We start from the raw sequence: 22,720 nt of genomic DNA on the forward strand, positions 1-22,720 counted from the left end.
CGGATCCATCGCCGCAGGCCCGGGGCGTCTCACGCCCGCGCGCAGTCGGGCGCGACCGGCGCCATCGGCGGAACCGGGGCGGCGCGCAGCAGCGCGATCGCGAGACCGAGGATCGTCAGCACGTCGCAGGTCAGTCCGAAGACCGAGCCGACCAGGAGATTGTGCCCGGCCCAGCACAGGGAGGCGCCGAGGAAGAGCTGCCGCATCGCCTGCGGCGCCGCCTGGAGCCGCGCGCCGGTGGCGAGCAGCGACCCCGCGGCCGCGCAGGCCGACGGCCAGCCGTTCCACGTGGCCGCCGTCAGGCACGCCGCCGCGAGGGTGCTCGCGGCGAAGACGGGCGGCACCCAGCCGCCCCGGCCGGGCGCGCCGACGCAGCGGAGGGAGACGAGGCTCTGCAGCACCGAGATGGCGCACATCGCCGTCCCGGTGAGCGCCCCGAGCGTCAGGTAATGCGCGCCGAAGCAGGCGGCACAGGCCGCCGAGGCCGCGAGGATCCAGGCGCGCCGCGGCATCACCCCCGCAGTAAAGCCCAGGATCAGGCCCAGCGACCCGAACAGATCGAGGTGCGTCGCGGCGGCGGCGGACCAGGAATACAGGAATGATGCGGCGTTCATCGTGCGCGACCGGCCGGCGCGGGGGCGCCGTTTCAGTCGATCGCGCTAGGATCGCCCGGTAATCGGATGGTTAACGCCGCCTCCGGCGACGATCGCGACCCGGCGAGCGTGGCCGCGCCGCCGCACCGCGGTCCCGCGCGGCGACCCGCCGTGCCCGCATGTCCGTGGGCCCGATCATCGGTCATTCCGTGTGTCGATCGGCATCATGTGAGTATTCAATCAAAACAAGATGTTTAAACTCCGGGATTAACATAGATCAGATGGCCGATCTGCGCGTATTGCGCAGGGAACAATGCCTGCGGCTTCCGGTTCTCCGGGCATTCGAGTCGGGACGACACCGCGGCCGGTCGGGCGGGGGTGCGCGCGCGCCCGCTACAGGTGGTCTGAACCGACGCTCCGATGCAGCTTCCCACGTATGACGATCATCATCCCGTCGCCGCGCGGTTCCGGAACTTCATCGGGCCTGGACGACGCCCGCATCTACCTGGCCCTGCTCGCCTTCCTCTGTCGGTACGGCGCGGTACCGCGCGCAGCCGGGCCTGTTCCGGAGCTTCGCGGTGCTGTTCGACCGGGGACGCCCGGCAGGTCGCCGCCGGTCGCGCGTCGGGCGCCTTCGTGATGCGCCGGATGGACAGCTGAGGGCCGACCGATGACGCGTTCCGTTCCGATTGCCGCTCCGTTTCCCGCGGACGAGGAGGCGGTGCTGGCGCTGGCGCGCGCCCTGCGCGAGACCGGCTATACCTTCACCACCGTGACCCCGGCCACCCACGCCCACGTCAACGCCCGGCCGCGGCACGTCGAGGCGCGCAGCCTGCGCGACGTGTTCGGTTGGAGCCGGCCGTTCCGCGCCGACCTGGTCCCGGAGCCGATCCTGCGCCTGATGCGGGCGGCCGGCGCCGTGATCGAGGACGGCCCGCTGCTGCGGCCGACGCTGCGCGTCTCCAGCCTCGACGGCGAGCTGTTCGCCCATTCCGCGTATCCCCCGAGCGCGGCCGACGCGGTGTTCTTCGGGCCCGACACGGCGCGCTTCGCCGCGGCGGTGATCGCGCATCTCGAGGCGCGGTCGCGGCCGGTGCGCCGCGCGGTCGATATCGGCTGTGGCTCGGGTGCGGCCGGGATCTGCGTCGCCAAGAGGGCGCCGGGCGCCGAGGTGGTGCTCGTCGACATCAACCCGGCGGCCATGCGGGCGGCGCGCGTCAACGCCCGGATCGCCGGGACCGACGGGGTCGACGTCCGCCGCAGCGACCTGCTGCGCGACGTCGAGGGCCCGTTCGACCTCATCATGTCGAACCCGCCCTTCATGATCGACACGGCGGAACGGGCCTACCGGCACGGCGGCGGCCCCCTCGGGGCCGGGCTGCCGCTCGCGGTGGCCGAGCAGGCGGCCGGGCGGCTCGCGCCCGGCGGCAGCCTCGTCCTGTTCACCGGCGCGGCCATCGTCGACGGGGCGGACACGTTCCGCGACGCCGTGGCCGACCTCTGCGACCGGGCCGGGTTGGACTGGACCTACCGCGAGTTCGACCCGGACGCGTACGGCGAGGAACTCGCGACGCCCGCCTACGACGCGGTCGAGCGACTCGCCCTCGTCGTCCTGACCGCCACGCGCCCGGTGACCCGGCCATGACCGACAGCATGACCGACAGCATGACCGACAGCTCGACCGACAGCTCGACCGACAGCTCGACCGACACCTTCCTCCGGGACGCCCTCGCGGGCCTCTCCGCCGAGCCGAAGACGCTGCCGGGAAAGTATCTCTGGGACGAGACCGGCTCGGACCTGTTCGACAGAATCTGCCACAGCGCCGACTACTACCCGACCGCGCAGGAGATGACCGTCCTGCCGCAGGTCGCCGCCGACGTGGCGCGCCGGGTGCGGCCGGGGGTGACCGTCGTCGAGTTCGGCAGCGGCGCGAGCCGCAAGATCCGCACGCTCCTCGACGCGCTGCCCGAACCGGCGGCCTACGTGGCGATCGACATCTCCGGGGCGTACCTGGAGGCCGCGATCCGGCGGCTGGCCGCCGATTACCCCGGCATCCCGATGATCCCGGTCTGCGCCGACTACTCGCAGCCGGTCCAGCTGCCGCGAGGGGCCGGGCCGGGGGGCATCCTGGGCTTCTATCCGGGAACGAGCATCGGCAACTTCGACCCGCGCGGGGCCCGGCAGTTCCTCGAGCGCGCGCGCGCCACCCTCGGGCCGAGCCTTTTCCTCGTCGGCGCGGACGGCACCGCCGACCCGGACCGCCTGCAGCGCGCCTACGGGCGCGCCGACGGCCTCATGGCCGCGTTCCACCGCAACATCCTGACGCGGCTGAACCGGGAACTCGGCGCCGATTTCGACCGCGACAATTTCCGGCACGCCGTGCGGATCTGCCCGGACCCGCTGCGGGTCGAGGCCCACCTCGTCGCGACCCGGCCGGCAAGCTACCGGCTGGGCGACCGGACCATCGCGTTCGCGGCGGGGGAGAGCGTCCGGACCGACACGTCGCACAAGTACCCGGCGGACGCCTTCCGGGCGCTCGCGGCCGAGAGCGGCTGGCAGCCCCGCGCCCTGTGGACGGGGGACGGCGGAGATTTCAACCTCCACCTGCTGCAGGCGGAGGCCTGACCCGGCGCGGAACTCTTCTCCCGACACGCTCGCGCGCGCCGGGCCAGTAGTTGATCCGGCGGCGGGCGCTCTAGACGGCCTCGATCGGCGCGTGCTTGCCGTCGTGGGCGGAGCCCGACTCCATGCTCAGCGTCTCGCCGGCCTGCCGCTGGTCCCGGGCCGGCGGCGGGTAATCCGTCAGCGGGCGCCAGGGGGCGGACGGAGTGCCGAGGCGCGCGCCGGACGGCCGCATCGACATCCAGATCGCGACGGCCATCCACGGGACGACGAAGAAGACGAAGGCGGCGAGCCCCACGGCGATCCTCCTTAGGTACGGTGACGCCGGGAGAACGCCCGAACGGCGGCCCCGGATCCGACGCGATCGGGCCTGGAGCCCGGCGCGGTCAGAACCTACAAGGATGGGCCGCTCGGCCGGGCCCACCGGACCTGATCGGCGGCCCCGCCGGGCGCGGCCCGGTCCGGACGCCCGCGCGGCGCCGCGCAGCCTGCTGGAGCGAGCAATGGCAGATCTTTCCGGAAAGACGGTCCTGGTCACGGCGGCGGGTCAGGGGATCGGGCGCGCCAGCGCGCTCGCCTTCGCCCGCGCCGGGGCGCGGGTCCACGCCACCGACATCAACGCGGCCGCCCTCGCCGATCTGCGCGCCGACAGCCTGAGCACCGCGACCCTCGACGTGCTGGACGCGGAGGCGGTCGGGGCCCTGGTCGCGCGCATCGGCGCGGTCGACATCCTGTTCAACTGCGCCGGCACCGTCCACGCCGGCACCATCCTGGAGATGCGCGACGACGAGCTCGACTTCGCCCTCGACCTCAACGTCAAGGCGATGATCCGCACGATCCGGGCGGTCCTGCCCGGCATGCTGGAGCGCCGCGACGGCGCCATCGTCAACATGGCCTCGGTGGCCTCCTCGGTGAAGGGCGTGCCCAACCGCTTCGCCTACGGGGTGACGAAGGCGGCGGTGATCGGCCTGACCAAGGCGGTGGCCGCCGACTATGTCGGCCACAACATCCGCTGCAACGCCATCTGCCCCGGCACGGTGGAGAGCCCGTCGCTGCAGGAGCGCATCCGCCAGCAGGGCGACTACGAGCAGACCCGCGCGGCCTTCATCGCACGCCAGCCGATCGGCCGGCTCGGCACGCCCGAGGAGATCGCCGACCTCGCCGTCTACCTCGCGGGCGCGACCTACACGACCGGCCAGGCCGTCGTGATCGACGGCGGCTGGACGATCTGATCCGCCGGGGCGGGCCTCAGAACCGGGCGACCAGCGCCACGCCGCCGATCATCAGGGCGCCGCCGAGGATGCGCCACAGGCCGGCCTCGTGGACCTTGAAGCCCACGAGGCCGAAATGGTCGAGCAGGATCGACGTGACGACGCCCGCCGTCACGATCAGTCCGAGAAAGGTGGCGGCCCCGATCCGCGCGGAGACGGAGAGCTGCGCCATCGTCAGGCCCGCGCTCATCACGCCGCCGAGCCACGCCCACCAGGGTACCTGCGCGAGGCGGTCCAGCGTCGGCCACCCGTACTGCCCCGTCACCAGCATGGCGACGCAGATCGCCGCGACGCTGACGACGAGGCTCACCACGCCGGCGAGCAGCGGCCGCGCGAGGGACTTGGCGAGGCCCGCGTTCTGGCCCGGTTCGATCGCGGTGGCGATGCCCGCGAGCAGCGCGAAGCCGTACAGGAAGAGCATGCTGGGATCCTGAGGGTGCGAGGCGTTCGGATCGACGGGTCCGTCAGAACGCCGCCACGAGGGCGACGCCCGCGACCATCAGCGCGCCGCCGAGGATGCGCCAGCGCCCGGCGCGGTGGCGCGCGAAGCCCACGAGGCCGTGATGGTCGAGGATGATCGAGCCGACCACGCCCGCGGTGATCACGCAGCCCAGGAACGGCGCCGCGCCGACTTTCTCGGAGATGTAGAGCTGCGCCAGGACGACCGCCGCCCCGAGCACGCCGCCCGGCCAAGCCCACCAGGGCACGGGCGTGGCCGCTTCGGCCTGGGAGCGGCCGCGCAGCCAGGCGACGGCCATCGCGGCGAGGAAGCAGGCGATCGCGAGGCCGAAGCAGAACAGGCCGGCCAGCATCGGCTGCCCCGTGACCTTCGCCAGCGTGGCGTTCTGGCCCGGCTCGATGGCGTTCGCGACGCCGGCCACGAGGGCGATGCCGTAGAGATACCACTTGGACAAGGCGGCGCCTTCCCGACGAGGAGCGGATCGCACCCGGACGGGGCGGTCTGCTGCCAAACCCGCCGCCGCGCCGGGTGACTGCATCACAGGCCTGGTCGGTGCCGGGACACATCGCCCCAGGGCGGGGCGGGTCAGGGTGAGGCCGGGCGGGCCGGGCGCGGCGCGGGAACGTTTCCGGCCCCTCGCGTGCTGTGCCTGTGGCAGCCCGAGTGGACGATGGACGCCCGCAGCCCGACGATCACGCCGACGACGCAGGACCGTCAGGCCGAGCTCACCCTGCGGGGGATCGCGCTCGGCGCGGCCATCACGGTCGTGTTCATGGCCGCCAACCTCTACATGGGCCTGAAGACCGGGATGACGTTCTCGTCCTCGATCCCGGCCGCGATGATCTCGATGGGCGCGTTCCGGCTGATGGGCGGCGCCGGCATCCTCGAGAACAACATCGTGCAGACGCAGGCCTCGGCGGCCGGCACCCTGTGCAACGTCATCCTGGCGCTTCCCGGGCTCATCCTCGTCGGCCACTGGCACGGCTTCCCGTTCTGGCAGACCACGGCGGTCTGCCTGCTGGGTGGCCTGCTCGGCGTCGCCTTCTCGATCCCGCTCCGCCGCGCGCTCGTGTCGGGCAGCGATCTCCCCTATCCCGAGGGCATCGCCGCCGCGGAGGTGCTCAGGACCGGCCACGAGGAGCAGGGCGGCCACGGCCTGCGGGACCTGCTCGGGGCCGCCGCGGCCGCCGGGACGATCGGGCTCGCCACCACGGGGCTGAAGGTCCTGGGCGAGGGGCTCAACGGCGCGGTCAGCCTCGGCGGCGCGGTGTTCCGCACCGGGACCGGCTTCTCGCTGGCGCTGGTCGGCGTCGGCTACCTCGTGGGCATCGGCGCCTGCCTCGCGCTGCTGACCGGCGTCCTGATCGCCTGGGGGATCGCGGTCCCGATCCTCACCGCCCTGTCGCCCGATCCCGCCAAGTCGGCGGGCGCGGCCGCCGAGGCGGTCTGGTCGGGCCAAGTGCGCCTCATGGGCGCCGGGATCATCGCGGTGGGCGGGCTCTGGACCGTGGGCTCGCTGGCGCGCCCGATCCTCGGGAGCATCCGCGCCGCCCTGTCGGGCAGCGGCGGTCTCGGCAAGGATCACCCGCGCGAGGACCGCGACCTGCCGATCACCTGGGTGGCCGCCGCGACCCTGGGCCTGTGCGTGCCGCTCGCGCTGCTGTTCTGGGCCTTCGCCGGGGCCGCCGACCTCGGCGGCCTGACGATCGTGCTGGTGGTGGCCGCCACCCTGTTCACCGTCCTGTTCGGCTTCCTGATGGCGGCGGCCTGCGGCTACCTCGCGGGCCTGCTGGGCTCCTCGTCGAGCCCGATCTCGGGGATCGGCATCCTGACCACGATGGCGACCGCGCTGCTCCTGCCCCTGGTCCTGGGGCATTCCGCCGGGCCCGAGGGAGACCGGTTCGTCACCGGCATGGCGCTGCTGCTGACGTCGGTCATCATCACCACCTCGTCGATCGCCAACGACAACCTGCAGGACCTGAAGACCGGGCAGGTGCTCGGCGCCACGCCCTGGCACCAGCAGGTCGCGCTCATCCTCGGCGTCGGGGTCGGCGCCGTGGTGATCGCCCCGCTCCTGTCGCTGCTCTACGAGGCCTACGGCTTCGTCGGTGCCCCGGCGCGAGACGGGCAGGACGCGGGGAGCGCCATGCCGGCGCCCCAGGCGGCCCTGATGACCCAGATCGCCAACGGCATCACGCACGGTGAGTTGCCCTGGACCATGGTGCTGATCGGCGCCGGGCTCGGGGTGGTCCTGGTGGCGACCGAGACGTGGCTGAAGCGGCGTGACCTCACCTTCCCGGCCCTGACGGTCGGCATCGGCATGTACCTGCCGCTCTCGGTGGAGATGACGATCGCCATCGGCGGCATCCTCGGCTGGGTCGCCGAGCGCCGGCTGCGCGCCCGGGTCGGCGCGAAGGGCGACGCGAAGGCCGACAGGGCGGTCGGCACCGCCCGCCGCCGGGGTGTCCTCCTCGCGTCCGGGTTCCTCGTCGGCGAGAGCTTCGTGGGCGTGCTTCTCGCCGGCACCGACCTCCTGGCGGGCCACAGCTCGGCGATCGCCGTGGCCGGCAAGGATTTCGCGCCCTACGCCACCGGGCTCGGCCTCGCGGTCTTCCTGGCGGGGCTCGTCGTCTACCTGCGGATGGTCTCGCGACTGGAAGCGGCCCCGCGGGGGGCGTGACGGATCCGCCGGCGCCCCGGGCGGGTTCCCCGCAAGACGCCGTCGCCCGCGCGGCCGCGGCCTCCGCCACGCCGGAATTGCGCATGAGAGCGGCTGACAGAGCGGCTGACAGGGCGGTTGAGAGAGCGGCCGACACCCGGGAGCGCGTCTTCCCCGTGAGCGCCGGCATCCTGTTCGGGCTCGGCCTCGGCGGCTTCTTCGACGGGATCGTGCTGCACCAGATTTTGCAATGGCACCACATGCTGAGCAGCTGGTACCCGATCGACACGATCCCGAACCTCGAGCTGAACACCCGCTGGGACGGCCTCTTCCACAGCGCGACCTACGTCTTCGTGGTCCTCGGGCTGTTCCTCCTCTGGCGCGCCGCGCACCGCACGCACCTCTACTGGTCCAGCAAGCTGCTCGCCGGGTCGCTCCTGGTCGGCTGGGGCCTGTTCAACCTCGTCGAGGGCCTGATCGACCACGAGATCCTCGGCGTGCACCACGTCAACGAGCGGGCACCGCCGGAGCAGTGGCTCTACTGGGACATCGGCTTCCTGCTCTGGGGCGGCGCCATGCTGGCCGCGGGTCTGGGCCTCGTGGTGGTCGGCAAGGGCGAGGAGGCGTCGCTGGCGCGGAATCCCGCGTGAGGGCCGCCGGTCCCGGCCTGAGCCCGGTCCTGCCCTGGCTCGCCCTGGCGGCCGGCCTGAGCCTCGCCACCCTGCCGGCCTGGCGGCCCCTGGTCTTCGGGACCACGCTCACCGTCGAGGATCTTCTCACGCTCCGCTGCCTGACGCGCTGAATCCCGCGTCCCGGCCCGTTCCGTAGGCCCCTTCTCACGCCCCTTCGGCCGCCTCGCCGAGCAGCGTCCGGACGAACCGGCGGGTGCGCGGGTCGGCCGGCCGGGCGAAGACGTCGGCGGCCGCGCCCTGCTCGACGATATGCCCCCCTTCCAGGAACACCACCGTGTCGGCGACGCGCCGCGCGAGGCGCAGGTCGTGGGTCGCCATCAGCATGGTCGTGCCCGCGTTCGCGAGGCCGGCGAGGACGTCCACCACCTCGGCGGCGAGTTCCGGGTCGAGGGCCGAGGTCGGCTCGTCGCAGAGCAGCAGGCGCGGGGAGGGGGCCAGCGCCCGGGCGATCGCCACCCGCTGCTGCTGGCCGCCCGACAGGCTGGCGGGCCAGTCCGCGGCCTTGTGGGCGAGGCCGACGCGCTCCAGCAATTCCAGGGCGCGCGCCCGCGCCCGGTCCTGCGGCCACTTGCCGACGGTGACGAGCCCCTCGGTGACGTTCTCCATCACGGTCCGGTGGGGGAAGAGCTGGAAGTTCTGGAACACCATGCCGGTCTGCCGGCGCACGGCGAGCACGTCCCGCCGCGCCGGCGGGCTGCCGGGCCGGAAGGTGAGGCGTATGTCGCCGAGGGTCAGCGTCCCGGCCTGCGGGACCTCCAGCAGGTTCGCACAGCGCAGGAGCGTCGACTTGCCCGAGCCCGAGGGGCCGATCAGCGCCGTGACCCGCCCCTCCGGCACCGCGAGGTCGACGCCCCGCAGGACCGGGTTGTCGCCGAAGCGCTTCTCGATGGCCGACAGGGCGATCACGCGCGGGCCTCCAGGTAGCCGCCGTAGCGCCCGAGGCGCCGCTCCAGCAGCGTCTGGAGCCAGGACAGGAGCGTCGACAGGACGAGGTAGATCAGCGCCACCTCGATGTAGAGTATCAGCGGCTCGTAGGTGACGGCGACGATGCGCTGGGCCGCCTGGAACAGCTCCGGCACCGTGATGGCGGCCGCGAGCGAGGTGTCCTTCACCAGCGCGATGAAGGAGTTGGCGAGCGACGGCACCGCCACCCGCGCCGCCTGGGGCAGGATCGTGCGGCGCAGGGCCTGGACCGGCGTCATGCCGGTGGCGTAGGCCGCCTCCCACTGGCCCTTCGGGATGGAGGCGATGGCGGCGCGGACGATCTCCGACGTGTAGGCGCCGACGTTGAGGGTGAACCCGATCACGGCGGCCGGGAAGGCGTCGATCAGGATGCCGGCGCTCGGCAGGCCGTAGAAGATCACGAACAGCTGCACGAGGAGCGGCGTGCCCCGGAAGATCCACACGTAGAACCACGCCAGGGCCGCCAGGGGCCGGGGCGCGAACAGGCGCACGAGGGCGGTCCCGAGCCCCAGCGCGAGGCCCAGCACGAAGGTGATGAGCGTCAGCGGCACGGTGAAGCGCAGGCCGGCCGCGAGCAGCGGCCCCAGCGACTGGAGCATGAGGTCGAGCCAGTGCGGCACGGGGCGGCGTCTCCTACCGGGCGATCGAAGCGTGGGGCTGTACGGGGCGGCGCCCGGGCGGGATCCGTCCGGGCGGGCCCTCTGCGGACGGTCTACTTGGAGACGTCGGCGCCGAAGTACTTCTGGGCGATCGCCGCGTAGCTGCCGTCGGCCTTGATCGCCTCCAGCGCCTTGTCGATCGCCGCCTTAAGGGCCGGGTTGTTCTTGCGCATGATGATCCCGGAGGCGTCCGCGTCGGCCTGCTCGGCGGCGATCTTTACGGGGGCGTTCGGCTTCTGCTTGTGGAAGTCTAGGAACGACAGGCTGTCGTTGACGGTGGCGTCGGCGCGGCCGGTGAGGACGAGCTGGATCGACTGGTCGAAGCCGTCCGTCCCGACGAGCTCGGCGCCGGACTGCTCGGCGAGGCGCGCGAAGTTGCTGGAGAGGCTCTGGGCGGCCTTCCTGCCCTTGAGATCGGCGAAGGACGTGATGTCGGACCGGTCCGCCCGCGTGATCAGCACGGCCCGGGCGCGGATGTAGGGCTCGGAGAAGTCGAACTTCGCCTGCCGCTCCTTGGTGATGCCGACTTGGTTGATCACCACGTCGTAGCGCTTGCCGTCGAGGCCGGCGATCAGCCCGTCCCACTTGCCCTCGAGGAATTGCGGCGTGACGCCCAGCTGCTCGGCGACCTTGCGGCCGATCTCGACGTCGAAGCCGACGAGCTGCCCGGACGCGTCGTGGAACGTGAAGGGCGCGTAGGTGCCCTCGGTGCCGACGCGCAGGGTCTTGGCGGCGCGAATCGCGTCGAGATCGTCGGCCCGCGCGGGCGCGGCGAAGGGCGAGGCGGGGGCCGCGCCGAGGAGCGCCGCGACGACGAGCGCCGCGACGCGGCCGGCAGAGAAGAATCGCATTACAGTAGCTCCGAAAAGAAAACGCTGTTCTCGTGCGGCCGCCGCGCGCGATCTCGGCTGTCGATGGACAAAGCAAAGAAGAGCTCGGCCGTACAGGAAAGTCGGTGCGCTTGTCGACAGCTTGGTTGGTTCGATCCGGCCCGCGCCAGGATAGAGGCCGCGTGCTAAGAGGCGCCCGGATCCCGCCCGCGGACACGGCCGTCCGCCGGGACGCGCGATCCCGGCAGGAGGACCGCGCATGACTTCGCCCGCCCACGCCTATCGCGGCGTCTTCCCGGTCGCCCCCACGGTCTTCGACGCCGCGGGCGCCCTCGACCTCGACGGGCAGCGCCGGGCCGTCGACTTCATGATCGACGCCGGCAGCCAGGGCCTGTGCATCCTGGCGAACTTCTCCGAGCAGTTCGTCCTCACGGACGACGAGCGCGAGCGGGTGATGGACGCCGTGCTGGAACACGTGGCCGGCCGCGTGCCGGTGATCGTGACGACGACGCACTTCGCCACGCAGGTCTGCGCCGAGCGCTCGCGCCGCGCCCAGGAGGCCGGCGCCGCGATGGTGATGGTCATGCCGCCCTATCACGGCGCCACGATCCGCGTGCCGGAGCTCGGCATCGTCGACTTCTTCCGCGCGGTCTCGGACGCGATCTCCATCCCGATCATGATCCAGGACGCGCCGGTGGCCGGCACGCCGCTGTCGGCGCCGCTCCTGGCGCGCATGGCCCGGGAGATCGCGAACGTCGCCTACTTCAAGATCGAGACCGCGGGCGCCGCGGCCAAGCTCCGCGAGCTGATCGCGCTCGGCGGCGACGCGGTCGTGGGCCCCTGGGACGGCGAGGAGGCGATCACCCTGATGGCCGACCTCGACGCCGGCGCGACGGGTGCGATGACCGGCGGCGGCTACCCGGACGGCATCCGCCAGATCACCGACGCCTACGCGGCCGGGCGCCGGGAGGAGGCGATGGACGCCTACGCGCGCTGGCTGCCGCTGATCAACTACGAGAACCGGCAGTGCGGCCTGCTCGCCTGCAAGGCGCTCATGGCCGAGGGCGGGGTGATCGCGAGCGAGACCGCGCGGCTGCCGATCCAGCCCCTGCACCCGGCGACGCGGGCCGGCCTGATCGAGCTCGCCCGGCGGAACGACGCGCTGGTCCTGCGCTGGGGCCGCTGAGCCGCCTCCGCCCGACTCAGTGCGCCGCCGCGGCCGGCGCCCGGGTCCCGAGCACGCCCGCGAGCCGGCGCACCGCCTCCCGCGCCAGGTCCGGGCTGATGGCGAAGCACATCCGCACCAGGCCCTCGCCCTCGGGTCCGAAGGCGGTGCCGGGCGCCACGCCGACCTTGGCCTCCCGCAGCAGGCGCAGCGCCAGGTCGAGGCTCGGCTCGCCGCCGCCCATCCGGGCCATGAGGTAGAAGGCCCCGTCCGGCGGCGCGACCGTGACGCCCGGCAGGCGCGACAGCCCTTCCACCAGGATCGCCCGGGCCTCGGCGCAGCGATCCACCATCGTGCGGATGAAGCCGTCGCCCTCCTCGAGGGCCGCGATGCAGGCGTGCTGGACGAAGGTCGGGATCGAGGTGGTGCTGTACTGCCCGAGCTTGGCGAAGGTCGGTGCGAGGCCGCGGGGATAGATCACCCAGCCGGCCCGCCAGCCGGTCATCGCCCAGTTCTTCGAGAAGGTGTTGGTCACGATCAGCCGGTCGTCCTCCGTGCAGATCTGCAGGAAGGACGGCGCGATCCGGTTGCCGTAGGTGAAGTGGGCGTAGACCTCGTCCGAGAGGATCCAGAGGCCGCGCTCCCGGGCGAGGTCGCGCAGGGCCGTCATCTCGGCGAGCGGCATGGTCCAGCCCGTCGGGTTCGAGGGCGAGTTCACCATGATCACCCGGGTGCGCGGTGTGATCGCCGCCGCGATGTCGGCGAGCGGCAGCGCGAAGCGCCCGTCCGGCAGGCGGCGATACGGCACCGTCACGGGCACGCCGCCGGCGATGCGGACCGCCTCGCCGAGGTTGGGCCAGGCCGGGGAGGGGATGATCATCTCGTCGCCCGGCTCCAGCAGCACCTGGGCCGCCTGCATGATCGCGTTCATGCCACCCGCCGTGACGCCGAACCGGTCCGGCGGGATCTCCACGCCCCAGTGGCGGGCGTGGTAGGCGCCGAGCGCCGCCCGCAGCGCCGGCAGCCCCAGCGACGTGGTGTAGCGGGTGTGCCCGTCGAGCATCGCCCGGTGCGCGGCCTCGACGATGAAAGGCGGCGTCGGCAGGTCGCCCTCGCCGATCCACAGCTTCACCACCTCCGGGTCGTCCCGCCCGCGATCCGCCACGAGGCCGATCTGGCTCGTGCCGATGCCGCGGATGCGCGCCGACAGCGCGGCGGCGAGATCGACGGGCGCGGCGGAGACGAGGGTGTCGGCCATGGCGGCGCGTGCTCTCCGTGCGTCGGGACGCGGCGTCCCGTCGCGCGGCGCGCGTCCAGGGGCCCGCGTGGTCCCGACCTGTGAGGAATCCAGCGACCCTGACGCGTTCGGGCGCGGACGTCCAGACCCCAAGGCCGGATCGATCCCGGACCCCGGCGCATGGCCAGGGCGCCGCACCGGCGACACAGGATGTTTTGACTTTTCAGAAATTTCTGAAATTGCTATACGCCGAGTCGCGCACAGAGCCGGAGGCACGACGTGCTCGCCAACCTCGATCCCCTCATCCTCGCCCGCATGCAGTTCGGGTTTACGGTGGCCTTCCACATCGTGTTCCCGGCCTTCTCGATCGGCCTCGCGAGCTTCCTCGCCGTCCTGGAGGGGCTCTGGCTCGCCACCGGGCGCCAGGTCTTCCTGGACCTGTTCAAGTACTGGCTGAAGATCTTCGCCATCGCCTTCGCGATGGGCGTCGTGTCGGGGCTGGTGATGTCCTACCAGTTCGGCACGAACTGGTCGGTCTTCTCCGACAAGACCGGCCCGGTGCTGGGCCCGATGATGGCCTACGAGGTGCTCTCGGCCTTCTTCCTGGAGGCGGGCTTTCTCGGCGTGATGCTGTTCGGGATGCGCAAGGTCGGGCCGCGGCTGCACTTCGCGGCGACGCTGATGGTGGCGGTCGGGACCTGCTTCTCGGCGTTCTGGATCCTGGCGGTGAACTCGTGGATGCAGACGCCGGCGGGCTACGGCACGAACGCCGAGGGCCAGTTCGTGCCGCTGGACTGGTGGGCGATCGTGTTCAACCCGTCCTTCCCGTACCGCCTCGTGCACATGGTGCTGGCCGCCTACCTGACGACGGCCCTGGTGGTGGGCGCGGTCGGCGCGTGGCACCTGCTGCGCGACCGGGCCAACCCGGCCGCCCGGACGATGTTCTCGATGGCGATGTGGATGGCCGCCCTGGTCGCGCCGGTCCAGATCCTCGCGGGCGACGCGCACGGCCTCAACACGCTGGAGCACCAGCCCGCCAAGGTCATGGCCATGGAGGGGCACTTCCAGAGTCACCCGGACGGCGCGCCGCTGGTGCTGTTCGGCCTGCCCGACCAGGAGGCCGGCACCGTGCGCTACGCGGTCGAGATCCCGAAGCTGTCGTCGCTGGTGCTGAAGCACGCCCTCGACGCGCCCCTGAAGGGGCTCGACAGCCTGCCGCGGTCGGAATGGCCGCCGGTGCCGATCGTGTTCTGGTCGTTCCGCATCATGGTCGGCCTCGGCATGCTGATGCTGCTCCTGGGCGCCCTCAGCCTCCTCGCCCGCTGGCGCGGCGCCCTCTACGCGTGGCGCCCCCTGCACCGGTTCGCGGTGGCCATGGGCCCGGCGGGCTTCGTGGCGGTGCTGGCCGGCTGGATCACCACCGAGGTCGGGCGCCAGCCCTACACGGTGTACGGCCTGCTGCGCACGGCGCAGTCGGTCTCGCCGCTGCACGCGCCGGCGGTGGCGGCCTCGCTCACCGCCTTCGTGGTGATCTACTTCGCGGTCTTCGCCATGGGCACCGGCTACATGCTGCGCCTGATGGGCCAGCCCCCGCATGCCGGCGAGAGCGGAATCGAGCCCGGCGCGCCGATCCGGACGGCGGGCATCACGCCCGCCCCGGCGATCGACCCCGACCGCCACCTCCAGCCGGCCGAGTGAGGGACCCATGGCCTACAGCGTCGATCTCACGGTGGTCTGGGCGCTCGTGATCGCCTTCGCGGTCTTCGCCTACATCGTCATGGACGGCTTCGACCTCGGCATCGGCCTCTTGTTCCCGGTCCTGCCGCCGGGCGCGGAGCGCGACACCGCCATGAACTCGGTCGCGCCGGTCTGGGACGGCAACGAGACCTGGCTGGTGCTGGGCGGCGGCGGCCTGTTCGCCGTCTTCCCGCTGGCCTACGCGGTGATCCTGCCGGCGCTCTACGCGCCGATCATCGCGATGCTGCTCGGGCTGATCTTCCGCGGCGTCGCCTTCGAGTTCCGCTGGCGCGACCCCCGCCACCGCGCCGCCTGGGACGTGGCCTTCGCGGGCGGCTCGCTGGTGGCGGCCCTCGCCCAGGGCATCACGCTGGGCGCGCTCCTGCAAGGCATCGCGGTCGAGGGGCGGGCCTATGCCGGCGGCTGGTGGGACTGGCTCACGCCCTTCAGCCTCCTCGTGGGCGCGAGCCTGGTCGTCGCCTACGCGCTGCTCGGGGCGACGTGGCTGGTGATGCGCACCGAGGGCCTGCTCCAGCTGCGGGCCCGGCGCCTGGCCCTGCGCCTCACCGCGGCGACGGTGGCGGCCATCGCCCTCGTCAGCGCGGTGACGCCGTTCCTCCAGGGCCGCTACTACGAGCGCTGGCTGGCGATGCCGAACGTGCTCGTCACCGCGCAGGTGCCGCTGCTCGTGGCGCTCGCGGCCTACGCCCTGTGGCGCACCCTGCGGGGCGGCGCCGAGCGGGCGCCCTTCCTGATCGCGCTGGGGCTGTTCGCCCTGACCTTCCTGGGGCTCGGCATCAGCATCTTCCCCGACATCGTGCCGGGCCGGATCACGATCTGGCAGGCGGCCGCCCCCGAGGCGAGCCAGATCTTCCTGCTGGCCGGCGCGTCGGTTTTGATCCCGATCATACTGGCCTACACCGCGTACGCGTACTGGGTCTTCCGCGGCAAGGTCGACGCGCACGGATATCACTGATGGCACCCGCAGCAGCACAGCCCCTCTGGAAGCGCCTCGCGTGGTTCGCGGGGCTCTGGGCCTCCAGCATCGTCGGCCTCGGCTTCGTCGCGACGGTCCTGCGGTATTGGCTCAAGAGCTGATAGACCGGGGCGGCGCCCGCCCGATTATCGCCCGCGTCGGATCCCTGCCGTGCAGCTGCCCCCGCTCGTCCAGACCTTCGTGCTGCATTTCGGTGAGATGGGCTCGCGCTGGGGCATCAACCGGACCGTGGGGCAGATCTACGCCCTGCTGTTCGTCGCCGAGCGGCCGCTCAATGCCGACGAGATCGTCGAGCGGCTCGGCGTGTCGCGCTCCAACGTCAGCATGGGCCTGAAGGAGCTACAGGCCTGGAACCTCGTCCGGCTCCAGCACCGGCCCGGCGACCGGCGCGACTACTTCACGACGCCCGAGGACATCTGGCAGATCGTCCGCACGCTGGTCGAGGAGCGCAAGAAGCGCGAGGTCGACCCGACCTTGACCCTCCTGCGCGAGCTCCTGATGCAGGAGCCGGCGACCGAGGAGGAGCGGCACGCCCAGGCGCGCCTGCGGGAGATGCACGACCTCTTCGAGCTGTTCGCCGGCTGGTACGCGGACGTGCGCCGCCTCGACACCGAGCGCCTCGTCCAGCTCCTGACGCTCGGCTCGAAGGTCCAGAAGGTTTTGGAGATGAAGGATCGCCTGACCCGCCTGCCGGGCCGGATCGGCGGCCGGTCGGCCAAGTCGGACTGAGCCGCCTCGCGACCGATCAGGCCTCGGCGAGCGCCCCCCGATAGAGGGCGATGAGCGAGGCGCCGACATGCTCGATGTGGCGCCGCAGGCACGCGGCCGCCGCCTCGAACGCGCGGTCCTCGCACAGGGCCAGGATCTGCGCGTGCTCGCTGACCGCGCGGGTCGCGTCCTCGGAGGTCGCGATCTGCAGCCGCGTCGGCCGCTCGCAATCCTGCAGCAGCGCGGAGACGATCGCCAGCGACCGCGGCCGGCCGGCGTGCCGGATCAGGTCGAGGTGGAAGCGGCTGTTCAGGTCGCCCCACCGGAGGACCTGACCGGTCTCCAGCGCCGCGCCGTACTCCTTCGAGAGCGCGTCGAGATCGCGGATGTCGTCGGGGGTCAGGTGCGGGGCCGAGAGCAGGAGCAGTTCCGGCTCGAGCTGGACGCGCAGCTGGAAGATGTCCTCGACCTCCTGCAGCGAGAGGCCCGTCACGACCGCCCCGCGGTGCGGCACGATCCGCACGAGCTTGCTGGCTTCCAGCTGCAGCAGGGCCTCGCGCACCGGGATCCGGCTGATCCCGAACTCCTCCGCCAGGGCGTCCTGGCGGAGCTGCACTCCCGGCGGCAGTTCACCGTTCAGGATCTGCTCGCGGAGCGAGTCCGCCACGGCCGCCGCCACAGTCTTGTGCCGCAACCGGTCGGGTGCGGGGCGTCCGGGAATCAAAGGGGACATCGACGCCTCAACAGAATCGTATACATGTATACAAGGCGCCTTACTGACCGGAAAATGCGCCGCTGTCCAATGCCAGATTGTCCTGGATAAACCTGAAGTTTGCTTGGCCGAGATTCCCGGCCGAGCGGCAAGTCTCGGCCGTTCTCCGACAGATGCACCCGCAAGGAGCAGGCCGTCTTCGGAGGCACGGTGCTCGCCGGTAACGCACGTTCGCGTAGACGGCATTGATCCAGGTGAATGACGTGCCTGGATCGCGCGCGCCGGCGCGGGACTCACCGGTCCGCCGCGTGGCCTCGCGGCGGCGGCGCGGCCCAGGGCGCCTGGCCGAGGGTCTGGGCGAGATGGGCGATCAGCGCCGTCACCCGCGCCGGCCGCGGATCGCCCGGCGGCGTGACGAGGTGCAGGGCGATCGGCGGCGGCGACCAGGCCGGCAGCACCCGCTCGAGACGCCCGGCTTCGAGGTCGTCCCAGATCATGAAGTCGGGCTGCAAGGCGAGGCCGAGGCCGGCCCGCAGCGCCGGCGCCAGCGCCTCGGCGTTGTTCGCCCGGAGCTGGCCCGCCGGCACCACGACGGCCTCCGCGCCGCTCCCGTCCACGAAGCGCCAGCGGTCCGGCGTCGGCAGGTAGGCGTAGCCGAGGCAGGTGTGGTGGACGAGGTCGTCCGGGTGCTCGGGCCGGCCGTGCCGGTCGAGATAGGCGGGCGTGGCGACCAGCGAGCGGCGGATCTCGCAGAGCCGGCGCGCGCGCAGGGAGGAATCCGGCAGGGCCGCGATGCGCAGCCCGATGTCGAACCCGCCGCCGACGAGGTCGACGACCGCGTCCGACAGGTGGAGATCCACCGAGACGGCCGGGTACTCCCGGAGGAAGGCCGGCAGGATCGGGGCCACGTGCATCACCCCGAAGGTCATCGGCGCCGCGAGCCGCACCAGCCCGCGCGGCTCCGCGGCGCCCGCCGTCGCCAGCGCCTCCGCGGCCTCGCCCTCGGCGAGGATGCGCGCGGCACCGTCCTTGGCGGCCTGCCCGGCCTCGGTGAGGGCGAGCTTCCGCGACGTGCGGTTGAACAGGCGGGCGCCGATCCGCAGTTCGAGCCGGCTCACCGCCTTCGAGACCGTGGCCTTCGACAGGCCCAGTTCCGCGGCGGCGCGGCCGAAGGAGCCGGTCTCCACCACCTTGGCGAACACGGCCCAGGCCTCGAAATCGGGCAGTCTCATCGATCAGATCCGGAAACGATAGGTTTCCACCGTTTCTATTTTCGCCGCCCATGGCAAGGGGCACATTCCCGCCATCGCAACAGGCCGCCCGCCGCGGCCTTCCGTCGGGAGACATCGCCATGGTTCAGACCGGCCTCCACCACGTCACGGCCTTCTCCGGGCCGGCCCTGCGCAACCTCGACTTCCACACCCGAATCCTCGGGCTGCGTCTGGTGAAGAAGACCGTCAATTTCGACGATCCGGGCACCTACCACCTGTACTACGGCGACGCGGCCGGGCGGCCCGGCACGATCCTGACCTTCTTCCCCGTCGAGCACGCCGCGCCGGGCCGGGTCGGGATCGGCGAGACCCAGGAGACGGCCTTCCGGGTTCCCCGCGCTTCCATCGGCTGGTGGACCCACCGGCTCATCGAGAAGGGCGTCGCCCACGAGCCGCTGGTCCAGGTCTTCGGCGCGCCGACGCTGCGCTTCCGCGACCCGGACGGCATGATGCTCGCGCTGGTGGGCGTCGATGTCGGTGACGCGGAGGGCTGGGCGGCGGGCGAGGTGCCGGCCGAGCACGCGATCCGCGGCCTGCACGGCGTCACGCTCCTCCTCGACAGGGCCGAGGCGACCGCCGCGATCCTCACGGAGGTGCTCGGGCTGGAGGAGCTCGGCCGCGAGGGCAACCTGATCCGCTTCGCGGGCAGCGCCGAGCTCGGCGGTCTCGTCACCCTGCGGGCCGTCGGCGGGTTCCTGCCCGGCCGCCCGGGGGCGGGCTCGGTCCACCACATCGCGTTCCGGGCGGCGGACGACGCCGCGCAGGCCGCGATGGGCCGGGCGCTCGCGGCGCGGGGGCTCCACGTCACCGAGCAGCGCGACCGGCAGTACTTCCGCTCGATCTACTTCCGCGAGCCCGGCGGCGTGCTGTTCGAGATCGCCACCGACGAGCCCGGCTTCGCGGTCGACGAGCCGGTCGAGGCCCTCGGCCAGGCCCTCAAGCTCCCCGCCGGCCTGGAGCCGCACCGGGCCGAGATCGAGGCCGTGCTGCCCAAGGTCGCCTGATCCGCGACCTCCACGCCCGCCCCGCGCCCGCGCGGGGCGGGACCTCTCCCCGTCACCCGTGAGGCCATCATGACCCAGGACACCGCCGGCTTCATCCACCGCTTCGAGCCCGGTCCCGACACCGCCCGTCCCCTGCTGCTCCTGCACGGGACCGGTGGCGACGAGAACGACCTCCTGCCCCTCGGCCGCACGGTCGCGCCGGAGGCCGCCCTGCTGGCGCCCCGCGGCGCCGTCAGCGAGAACGGCATGCCGCGCTTCTTCCGGCGCCTGGCGGAGGGCGTCTTCGACGAGGCGGACCTGCGCCGCCGCACCGGCGACCTCGCGGCCTTCGTGGCGGCCGCCCGGACGCGGTACGGGCTCGGGGCGCCGGTGGCGCTGGGCTTCTCGAACGGCGCCAACATCGCAGCCTCGCTGCTTCTGCTCCGGCCGGAGACCCTGGCGGGCGCGGTCCTGATCCGCCCGATGGTGCCGTTCGCCGAGCCCCCGGCCGCGGATCTCGCCGGCCGGCCGGTCCTGATCCTCTCCGGGGCGATGGACCCGATCGTGCCCGCCGAGAACGCGCGGTGCCTCGCGCAGCAGCTCACCGCGGCCGGAGCCCGCGTCGAGCACCGGATCCTGCCGACGGGTCACGGCCTGTCGCAGGCCGATATCGGCCTGGCGCTGAACTGGCTTCGCGGCCTCACACTTCCCGAAGCGGCCTGATCCGGCCGCGCACGACAGGACGGAGCGTTCGACGATGCCCCCGATCTATTCTTCCAGCGCGACCGCCCTGCTGCCGGTGACCGGCCGGGTCCTGATGAGCGCGATCTTCCTCGTGAGCGGCGCCGGCAAGCTCGCGGCCCCGGCCGCGACGCTCGCCACCATCGAGGCCGCCCAACTGCCGCTGCCGCCGCTCGCCTACGCGGCGGCGACCTCCGTGGAGGTCGTCGGCGGGCTGCTGCTCGTTGCCGGCTATCGCACGCGGCTGGTCGCCCTGGCCCTCGCGCTCTTCGCGGTGGCCACCGCGGTGACCTTCCACGCGGCCCTCGGCGACCAGAACCAGATGTTCCACTTCCTGAAGAACCTCGCCATGGCCGGCGGCTTGCTTCAGGTCGCGGCCTTCGGAGCCGGCCCGCTCAGCCTCGACGCGCGGCAGGGCCGAGCCTGACCGGTCCGTCGGTCCGCGCGACCCCTCCTTCTCGCCCTCTGCCTTCTCGACCCTCGGGAGACCACGATGCCCTACTTCACCGCGCAGGACGGCACCCAGATCTACTACAAGGACTGGGGCGCCGGGCAGCCGGTGGTCTTCAGCCACGGCTGGCCGCTCAACGGCGACGCCTGGGAGGACCAGATGCTGTTCCTCGCGGAGCGCGGGTTCCGGGTCATCGCCCATGACCGGCGCGGGCACGGTCGCTCCGGGCAGCCCTGGTCGGGCAACGACATGGACACCTTCGCGGACGACCTCGCCGGGCTGATCGCCCATCTCGACCTGCGCGACGCGGTGCTGGTCGGCCACTCCACTGGCGGCGGCGAGGTCGCCCGCACCATCGGGCGGCACGGGACGGCGCGCATCGCCAAGGCGGTCCTAGTCGGGGCCGTGACGCCCCAGATGGTCCGGACCGACGCGAATCCGGGCGGCCTGCCCCGGGACGTGTTCGACGGCATCCGGGACTCGGTCCTGCGCGACCGGTCCCAGTTCTTCAAGGACCTGAGCGGCCCGTTCTACGGCGCCAACCGCCCCGGCGCCGCGGTCAGCGAAGGCCTGCGGGACACGTTCTGGATGCAGGGCATGATGGCCGGCCTGCGGAACGTGCACGCCTGCGTGGCGGCCTTCTCGGAGACCGACTTCACCGAGGACCTGAGGCGCATCGACGTGCCCACCCTCTTGGTGCACGGCGACGACGACCAGATCGTGCCGATCGACGCCGCGGCGCGCGCCGCCGTCAAGCTCGTGCCGGACGCCGTGCTGAAGGAGTATCCGGGTGCCCCGCACGGGCTGGCCGCCACCCACAAGGACCGGCTCAACGCCGACCTGCTCGCCTTCATCCAGGGTTGAGATCGCCGATCGAGGCGACCGGCGGCCTTTCCCGCGCCGGCCCGGGCTCCTAAAGCCTGCGGCGGGCCGCGCGCCGCGGCCCGTCAGACGCCAATCCCCGCACGGATCTCCGCATGCCGACCTCCGACGCACCGCTCGCCCTCGGGATCATCGGCGCCGGCATCATGGGGGAGCGCCTCCTCGGCGCGATCCACGGGGCTGCGGACTCGCCCGTGCGGGTCGCGGCGATCTGGGACCCGTCACCGGAGGCCCTGGACCGGATCGGCGCGGCCTTCCCGGCGGTGCCGCGGGTGGCCGATTCCGCCGCCGTCGTGGCGGCGAGCGACTGCGTCTACGTCGCCTCGCCGCCCGCCTCGCATCTCGGCTACGCCCGCGCCGCCCTGGCCGCCGGCCGGAGCGTCTTCTGCGAGAAGCCGCTGGCCATCGATCGCGCCGATGCCCGCGCCTTCGTGGCGGAGGCGAGGGGCGCGGGCGCGGTCAATTTCCCGTTCGCCTCGTCGCCGGGCGTGGCGACGATCGAGCGCTGGATCGCGGCCGGCGCGGTCGGCACGCCACGGGCGCTCACCGTCGCGGTGGCGTTCGCCCGCTGGCCCCGGCCCTGGCAGGCCGACGCCGCCCGCTGGCTCGACGCGCGGGGCGAGGGCGGCTTCACCCGCGAGGTGGTCTCGCACTTCCTGTTCCTGGCCCGCCGCCAGCTCGGCCCGCTCGCCGGGCTCGCCGGACGGATCGACTTCCCGGAACCGGGCCGGTCCGAGCGCGCGATCGACGTGACGCTCACGGCGGGCGGGATCCCCGTCACCCTGACAGGCCGGGTCGGGGGCGTCGCGGCCGACGACCACAACACGTGGACGCTGGAGGGCGACGCGGGCGCCGTCCGGCTGCGCGACTGGGCCATCGCCGAGCGACGGGGCGCCGACGGGCGCTTCGAGCCGGAGCCCGACGCGATCCCGAACGAGAAGCTGCGGCCGATCACGCTCCGGCGCCAGCTCGAGGGCGTCGTCCGCATGGCGCGCGGCGAGCCCCACCACCTCGCCACCTTCGCGGAGGCGCTCGACGTGCAGGAAGTCGTCGAGGCGATCCTGACCCTGTGAGGGCGGCCCGCGAC

Annotated in this window: 26 protein-coding genes; 16 read left to right on the forward strand and 10 right to left on the reverse strand. The window is 72.7% G+C overall.

Features of this window, described 5'->3' with window-relative positions:
* Positions 1-29: 29 nt before the first annotated feature.
* On the reverse strand, positions 30-614 hold the full coding sequence (locus BM419_RS10835; RefSeq protein WP_091926424.1) for a YgjV family protein: 585 nt from the start codon (positions 612-614) through the stop codon (positions 30-32).
* Positions 615-1,263: 649 nt separating this feature from the next.
* Between BM419_RS10835 and BM419_RS10840 the strand changes: the two genes are divergently transcribed.
* The gene (locus BM419_RS10840; protein ID WP_091926425.1) at positions 1,264-2,238 is read left to right on the forward strand and encodes a methyltransferase; all 975 of its coding nucleotides are present in this window, start codon (positions 1,264-1,266) and stop codon (positions 2,236-2,238) included.
* Between the two features lie 20 nt (positions 2,239-2,258).
* Positions 2,259-3,218 (forward strand): L-histidine N(alpha)-methyltransferase, encoded by a 960-nt coding sequence (gene egtD / locus BM419_RS10845; protein WP_091926570.1) that lies wholly within the window; start codon positions 2,259-2,261, stop codon positions 3,216-3,218.
* A 70-nt stretch (positions 3,219-3,288) separates the two neighbouring features.
* On the opposite strand, the gene BM419_RS10850 is transcribed toward egtD, so the two are convergent.
* Complete coding sequence (locus tag BM419_RS10850) at positions 3,289-3,513, reverse strand: hypothetical protein (protein WP_091926426.1); 225 nt, start codon at positions 3,511-3,513, stop codon at positions 3,289-3,291.
* 205 nt (positions 3,514-3,718) lie between these two features.
* On the opposite strand from BM419_RS10850, the gene BM419_RS10855 reads away from it, so the two are divergent.
* Positions 3,719-4,447, forward strand: coding sequence for an SDR family oxidoreductase (locus BM419_RS10855; protein WP_091926427.1), 729 nt, complete (start codon positions 3,719-3,721; stop codon positions 4,445-4,447).
* 16 nt (positions 4,448-4,463) lie between these two features.
* Here BM419_RS10855 and BM419_RS10860 read toward each other — a convergent pair whose 3' ends face one another.
* A complete protein-coding gene (locus BM419_RS10860) occupies positions 4,464-4,907 on the reverse strand; it encodes a DMT family transporter (RefSeq protein ID WP_020090969.1) in 444 nt (147 codons plus the stop codon).
* Positions 4,908-4,950: 43 nt separating this feature from the next.
* Positions 4,951-5,400, reverse strand: coding sequence for a DMT family transporter (locus BM419_RS10865; RefSeq protein WP_091926428.1), 450 nt, complete (start codon positions 5,398-5,400; stop codon positions 4,951-4,953).
* Positions 5,401-5,616: 216 nt separating this feature from the next.
* Here BM419_RS10865 and BM419_RS10870 point away from each other — a divergent pair, with 216 nt between their 5' ends.
* The 3 genes from BM419_RS10870 to BM419_RS32350 all read left to right on the forward strand — a co-directional run bounded on the left by BM419_RS10870 (position 5,617) and on the right by BM419_RS32350 (position 8,407).
* Positions 5,617-7,626 carry an OPT family oligopeptide transporter gene (locus BM419_RS10870; protein ID WP_091926429.1) on the forward strand — a complete coding sequence of 670 codons (2,010 nt, stop codon included), beginning with the start codon at positions 5,617-5,619 and terminating at the stop codon, positions 7,624-7,626.
* Between the two features lie 155 nt (positions 7,627-7,781).
* On the forward strand, positions 7,782-8,255 hold the full coding sequence (locus tag BM419_RS10875) for a DUF2243 domain-containing protein (protein WP_091926430.1): 474 nt from the start codon (positions 7,782-7,784) through the stop codon (positions 8,253-8,255).
* A complete protein-coding gene (locus tag BM419_RS32350) occupies positions 8,252-8,407 on the forward strand; it encodes a hypothetical protein (protein ID WP_170868071.1) in 156 nt (51 codons plus the stop codon). The genes BM419_RS10875 and BM419_RS32350 overlap by 4 nt, the downstream gene beginning before the upstream one ends.
* 34 nt (positions 8,408-8,441) lie before the next feature.
* Here BM419_RS32350 and BM419_RS10880 read toward each other — a convergent pair whose 3' ends face one another.
* From BM419_RS10880 to BM419_RS10890, 3 genes are all read right to left on the reverse strand, one after another.
* The gene (locus tag BM419_RS10880; protein ID WP_091926431.1) at positions 8,442-9,203 is read right to left on the reverse strand and encodes an amino acid ABC transporter ATP-binding protein; all 762 of its coding nucleotides are present in this window, start codon (positions 9,201-9,203) and stop codon (positions 8,442-8,444) included.
* The gene (locus tag BM419_RS10885; RefSeq protein ID WP_091926432.1) at positions 9,200-9,880 is read right to left on the reverse strand and encodes an amino acid ABC transporter permease; all 681 of its coding nucleotides are present in this window, start codon (positions 9,878-9,880) and stop codon (positions 9,200-9,202) included. Before BM419_RS10885 ends, BM419_RS10880 begins: the two co-directional genes overlap by 4 nt.
* Before the next feature lie 92 nt (positions 9,881-9,972).
* A complete protein-coding gene (locus BM419_RS10890) occupies positions 9,973-10,770 on the reverse strand; it encodes an amino acid ABC transporter substrate-binding protein (protein ID WP_091926433.1) in 798 nt (265 codons plus the stop codon).
* A 238-nt stretch (positions 10,771-11,008) separates the two neighbouring features.
* On the opposite strand from BM419_RS10890, the gene BM419_RS10895 reads away from it, so the two are divergent.
* Positions 11,009-11,935, forward strand: coding sequence for a dihydrodipicolinate synthase family protein (locus tag BM419_RS10895; RefSeq protein ID WP_091926434.1), 927 nt, complete (start codon positions 11,009-11,011; stop codon positions 11,933-11,935).
* Positions 11,936-11,951: 16 nt separating this feature from the next.
* Here BM419_RS10895 and BM419_RS10900 read toward each other — a convergent pair whose 3' ends face one another.
* A complete protein-coding gene (locus BM419_RS10900; protein ID WP_091926435.1) occupies positions 11,952-13,172 on the reverse strand; it encodes a pyridoxal phosphate-dependent aminotransferase in 1,221 nt (406 codons plus the stop codon).
* Between the two features lie 258 nt (positions 13,173-13,430).
* Here BM419_RS10900 and BM419_RS10905 point away from each other — a divergent pair, with 258 nt between their 5' ends.
* The 4 genes from BM419_RS10905 to BM419_RS10920 are packed head-to-tail and all read left to right on the forward strand — an operon-like array spanning position 13,431 to position 16,614.
* Positions 13,431-14,849, forward strand: a complete 1,419-nt coding sequence (locus BM419_RS10905; protein ID WP_091926436.1) for a cytochrome ubiquinol oxidase subunit I — start codon at positions 13,431-13,433, stop codon at positions 14,847-14,849.
* A 7-nt stretch (positions 14,850-14,856) separates the two neighbouring features.
* The gene (gene cydB / locus BM419_RS10910) at positions 14,857-15,864 is read left to right on the forward strand and encodes a cytochrome d ubiquinol oxidase subunit II (protein WP_056522934.1); all 1,008 of its coding nucleotides are present in this window, start codon (positions 14,857-14,859) and stop codon (positions 15,862-15,864) included.
* The gene (locus BM419_RS10915) at positions 15,864-15,986 is read left to right on the forward strand and encodes a DUF2474 family protein (RefSeq protein ID WP_012321840.1); all 123 of its coding nucleotides are present in this window, start codon (positions 15,864-15,866) and stop codon (positions 15,984-15,986) included. Before cydB ends, BM419_RS10915 begins: the two co-directional genes overlap by 1 nt.
* Before the next feature lie 49 nt (positions 15,987-16,035).
* The gene (locus tag BM419_RS10920) at positions 16,036-16,614 is read left to right on the forward strand and encodes a GbsR/MarR family transcriptional regulator (RefSeq protein ID WP_020090956.1); all 579 of its coding nucleotides are present in this window, start codon (positions 16,036-16,038) and stop codon (positions 16,612-16,614) included.
* Positions 16,615-16,630: 16 nt separating this feature from the next.
* On the opposite strand, the gene BM419_RS10925 is transcribed toward BM419_RS10920, so the two are convergent.
* Positions 16,631-17,326, reverse strand: coding sequence for a GntR family transcriptional regulator (locus BM419_RS10925; RefSeq protein WP_056522938.1), 696 nt, complete (start codon positions 17,324-17,326; stop codon positions 16,631-16,633).
* 272 nt (positions 17,327-17,598) lie between these two features.
* The gene (locus BM419_RS10930) at positions 17,599-18,537 is read right to left on the reverse strand and encodes a LysR family transcriptional regulator (protein ID WP_091926437.1); all 939 of its coding nucleotides are present in this window, start codon (positions 18,535-18,537) and stop codon (positions 17,599-17,601) included.
* A gap of 119 nt (positions 18,538-18,656) precedes the next feature.
* On the opposite strand from BM419_RS10930, the gene BM419_RS10935 reads away from it, so the two are divergent.
* From BM419_RS10935 to BM419_RS10955, 5 genes are all read left to right on the forward strand, one after another.
* On the forward strand, positions 18,657-19,580 hold the full coding sequence (locus BM419_RS10935; protein ID WP_091926438.1) for a ring-cleaving dioxygenase: 924 nt from the start codon (positions 18,657-18,659) through the stop codon (positions 19,578-19,580).
* 69 nt (positions 19,581-19,649) lie between these two features.
* The gene (locus tag BM419_RS10940; protein WP_091926439.1) at positions 19,650-20,282 is read left to right on the forward strand and encodes an alpha/beta hydrolase; all 633 of its coding nucleotides are present in this window, start codon (positions 19,650-19,652) and stop codon (positions 20,280-20,282) included.
* Between the two features lie 34 nt (positions 20,283-20,316).
* Positions 20,317-20,727, forward strand: a complete 411-nt coding sequence (locus tag BM419_RS10945) for a DoxX family protein (RefSeq protein WP_091926440.1) — start codon at positions 20,317-20,319, stop codon at positions 20,725-20,727.
* 66 nt (positions 20,728-20,793) lie between these two features.
* Positions 20,794-21,615, forward strand: a complete 822-nt coding sequence (locus BM419_RS10950) for an alpha/beta fold hydrolase (RefSeq protein WP_091926441.1) — start codon at positions 20,794-20,796, stop codon at positions 21,613-21,615.
* Between the two features lie 113 nt (positions 21,616-21,728).
* Positions 21,729-22,706 carry a Gfo/Idh/MocA family protein gene (locus BM419_RS10955; RefSeq protein WP_091926442.1) on the forward strand — a complete coding sequence of 326 codons (978 nt, stop codon included), beginning with the start codon at positions 21,729-21,731 and terminating at the stop codon, positions 22,704-22,706.
* The last annotated feature ends 14 nt before the right edge of the window (positions 22,707-22,720 follow it).

Origin of the sequence: Methylobacterium sp. yr668 (assembly GCF_900116245.1) — a bacterium.
Taxonomy (GTDB): domain Bacteria; phylum Pseudomonadota; class Alphaproteobacteria; order Rhizobiales; family Beijerinckiaceae; genus Methylobacterium.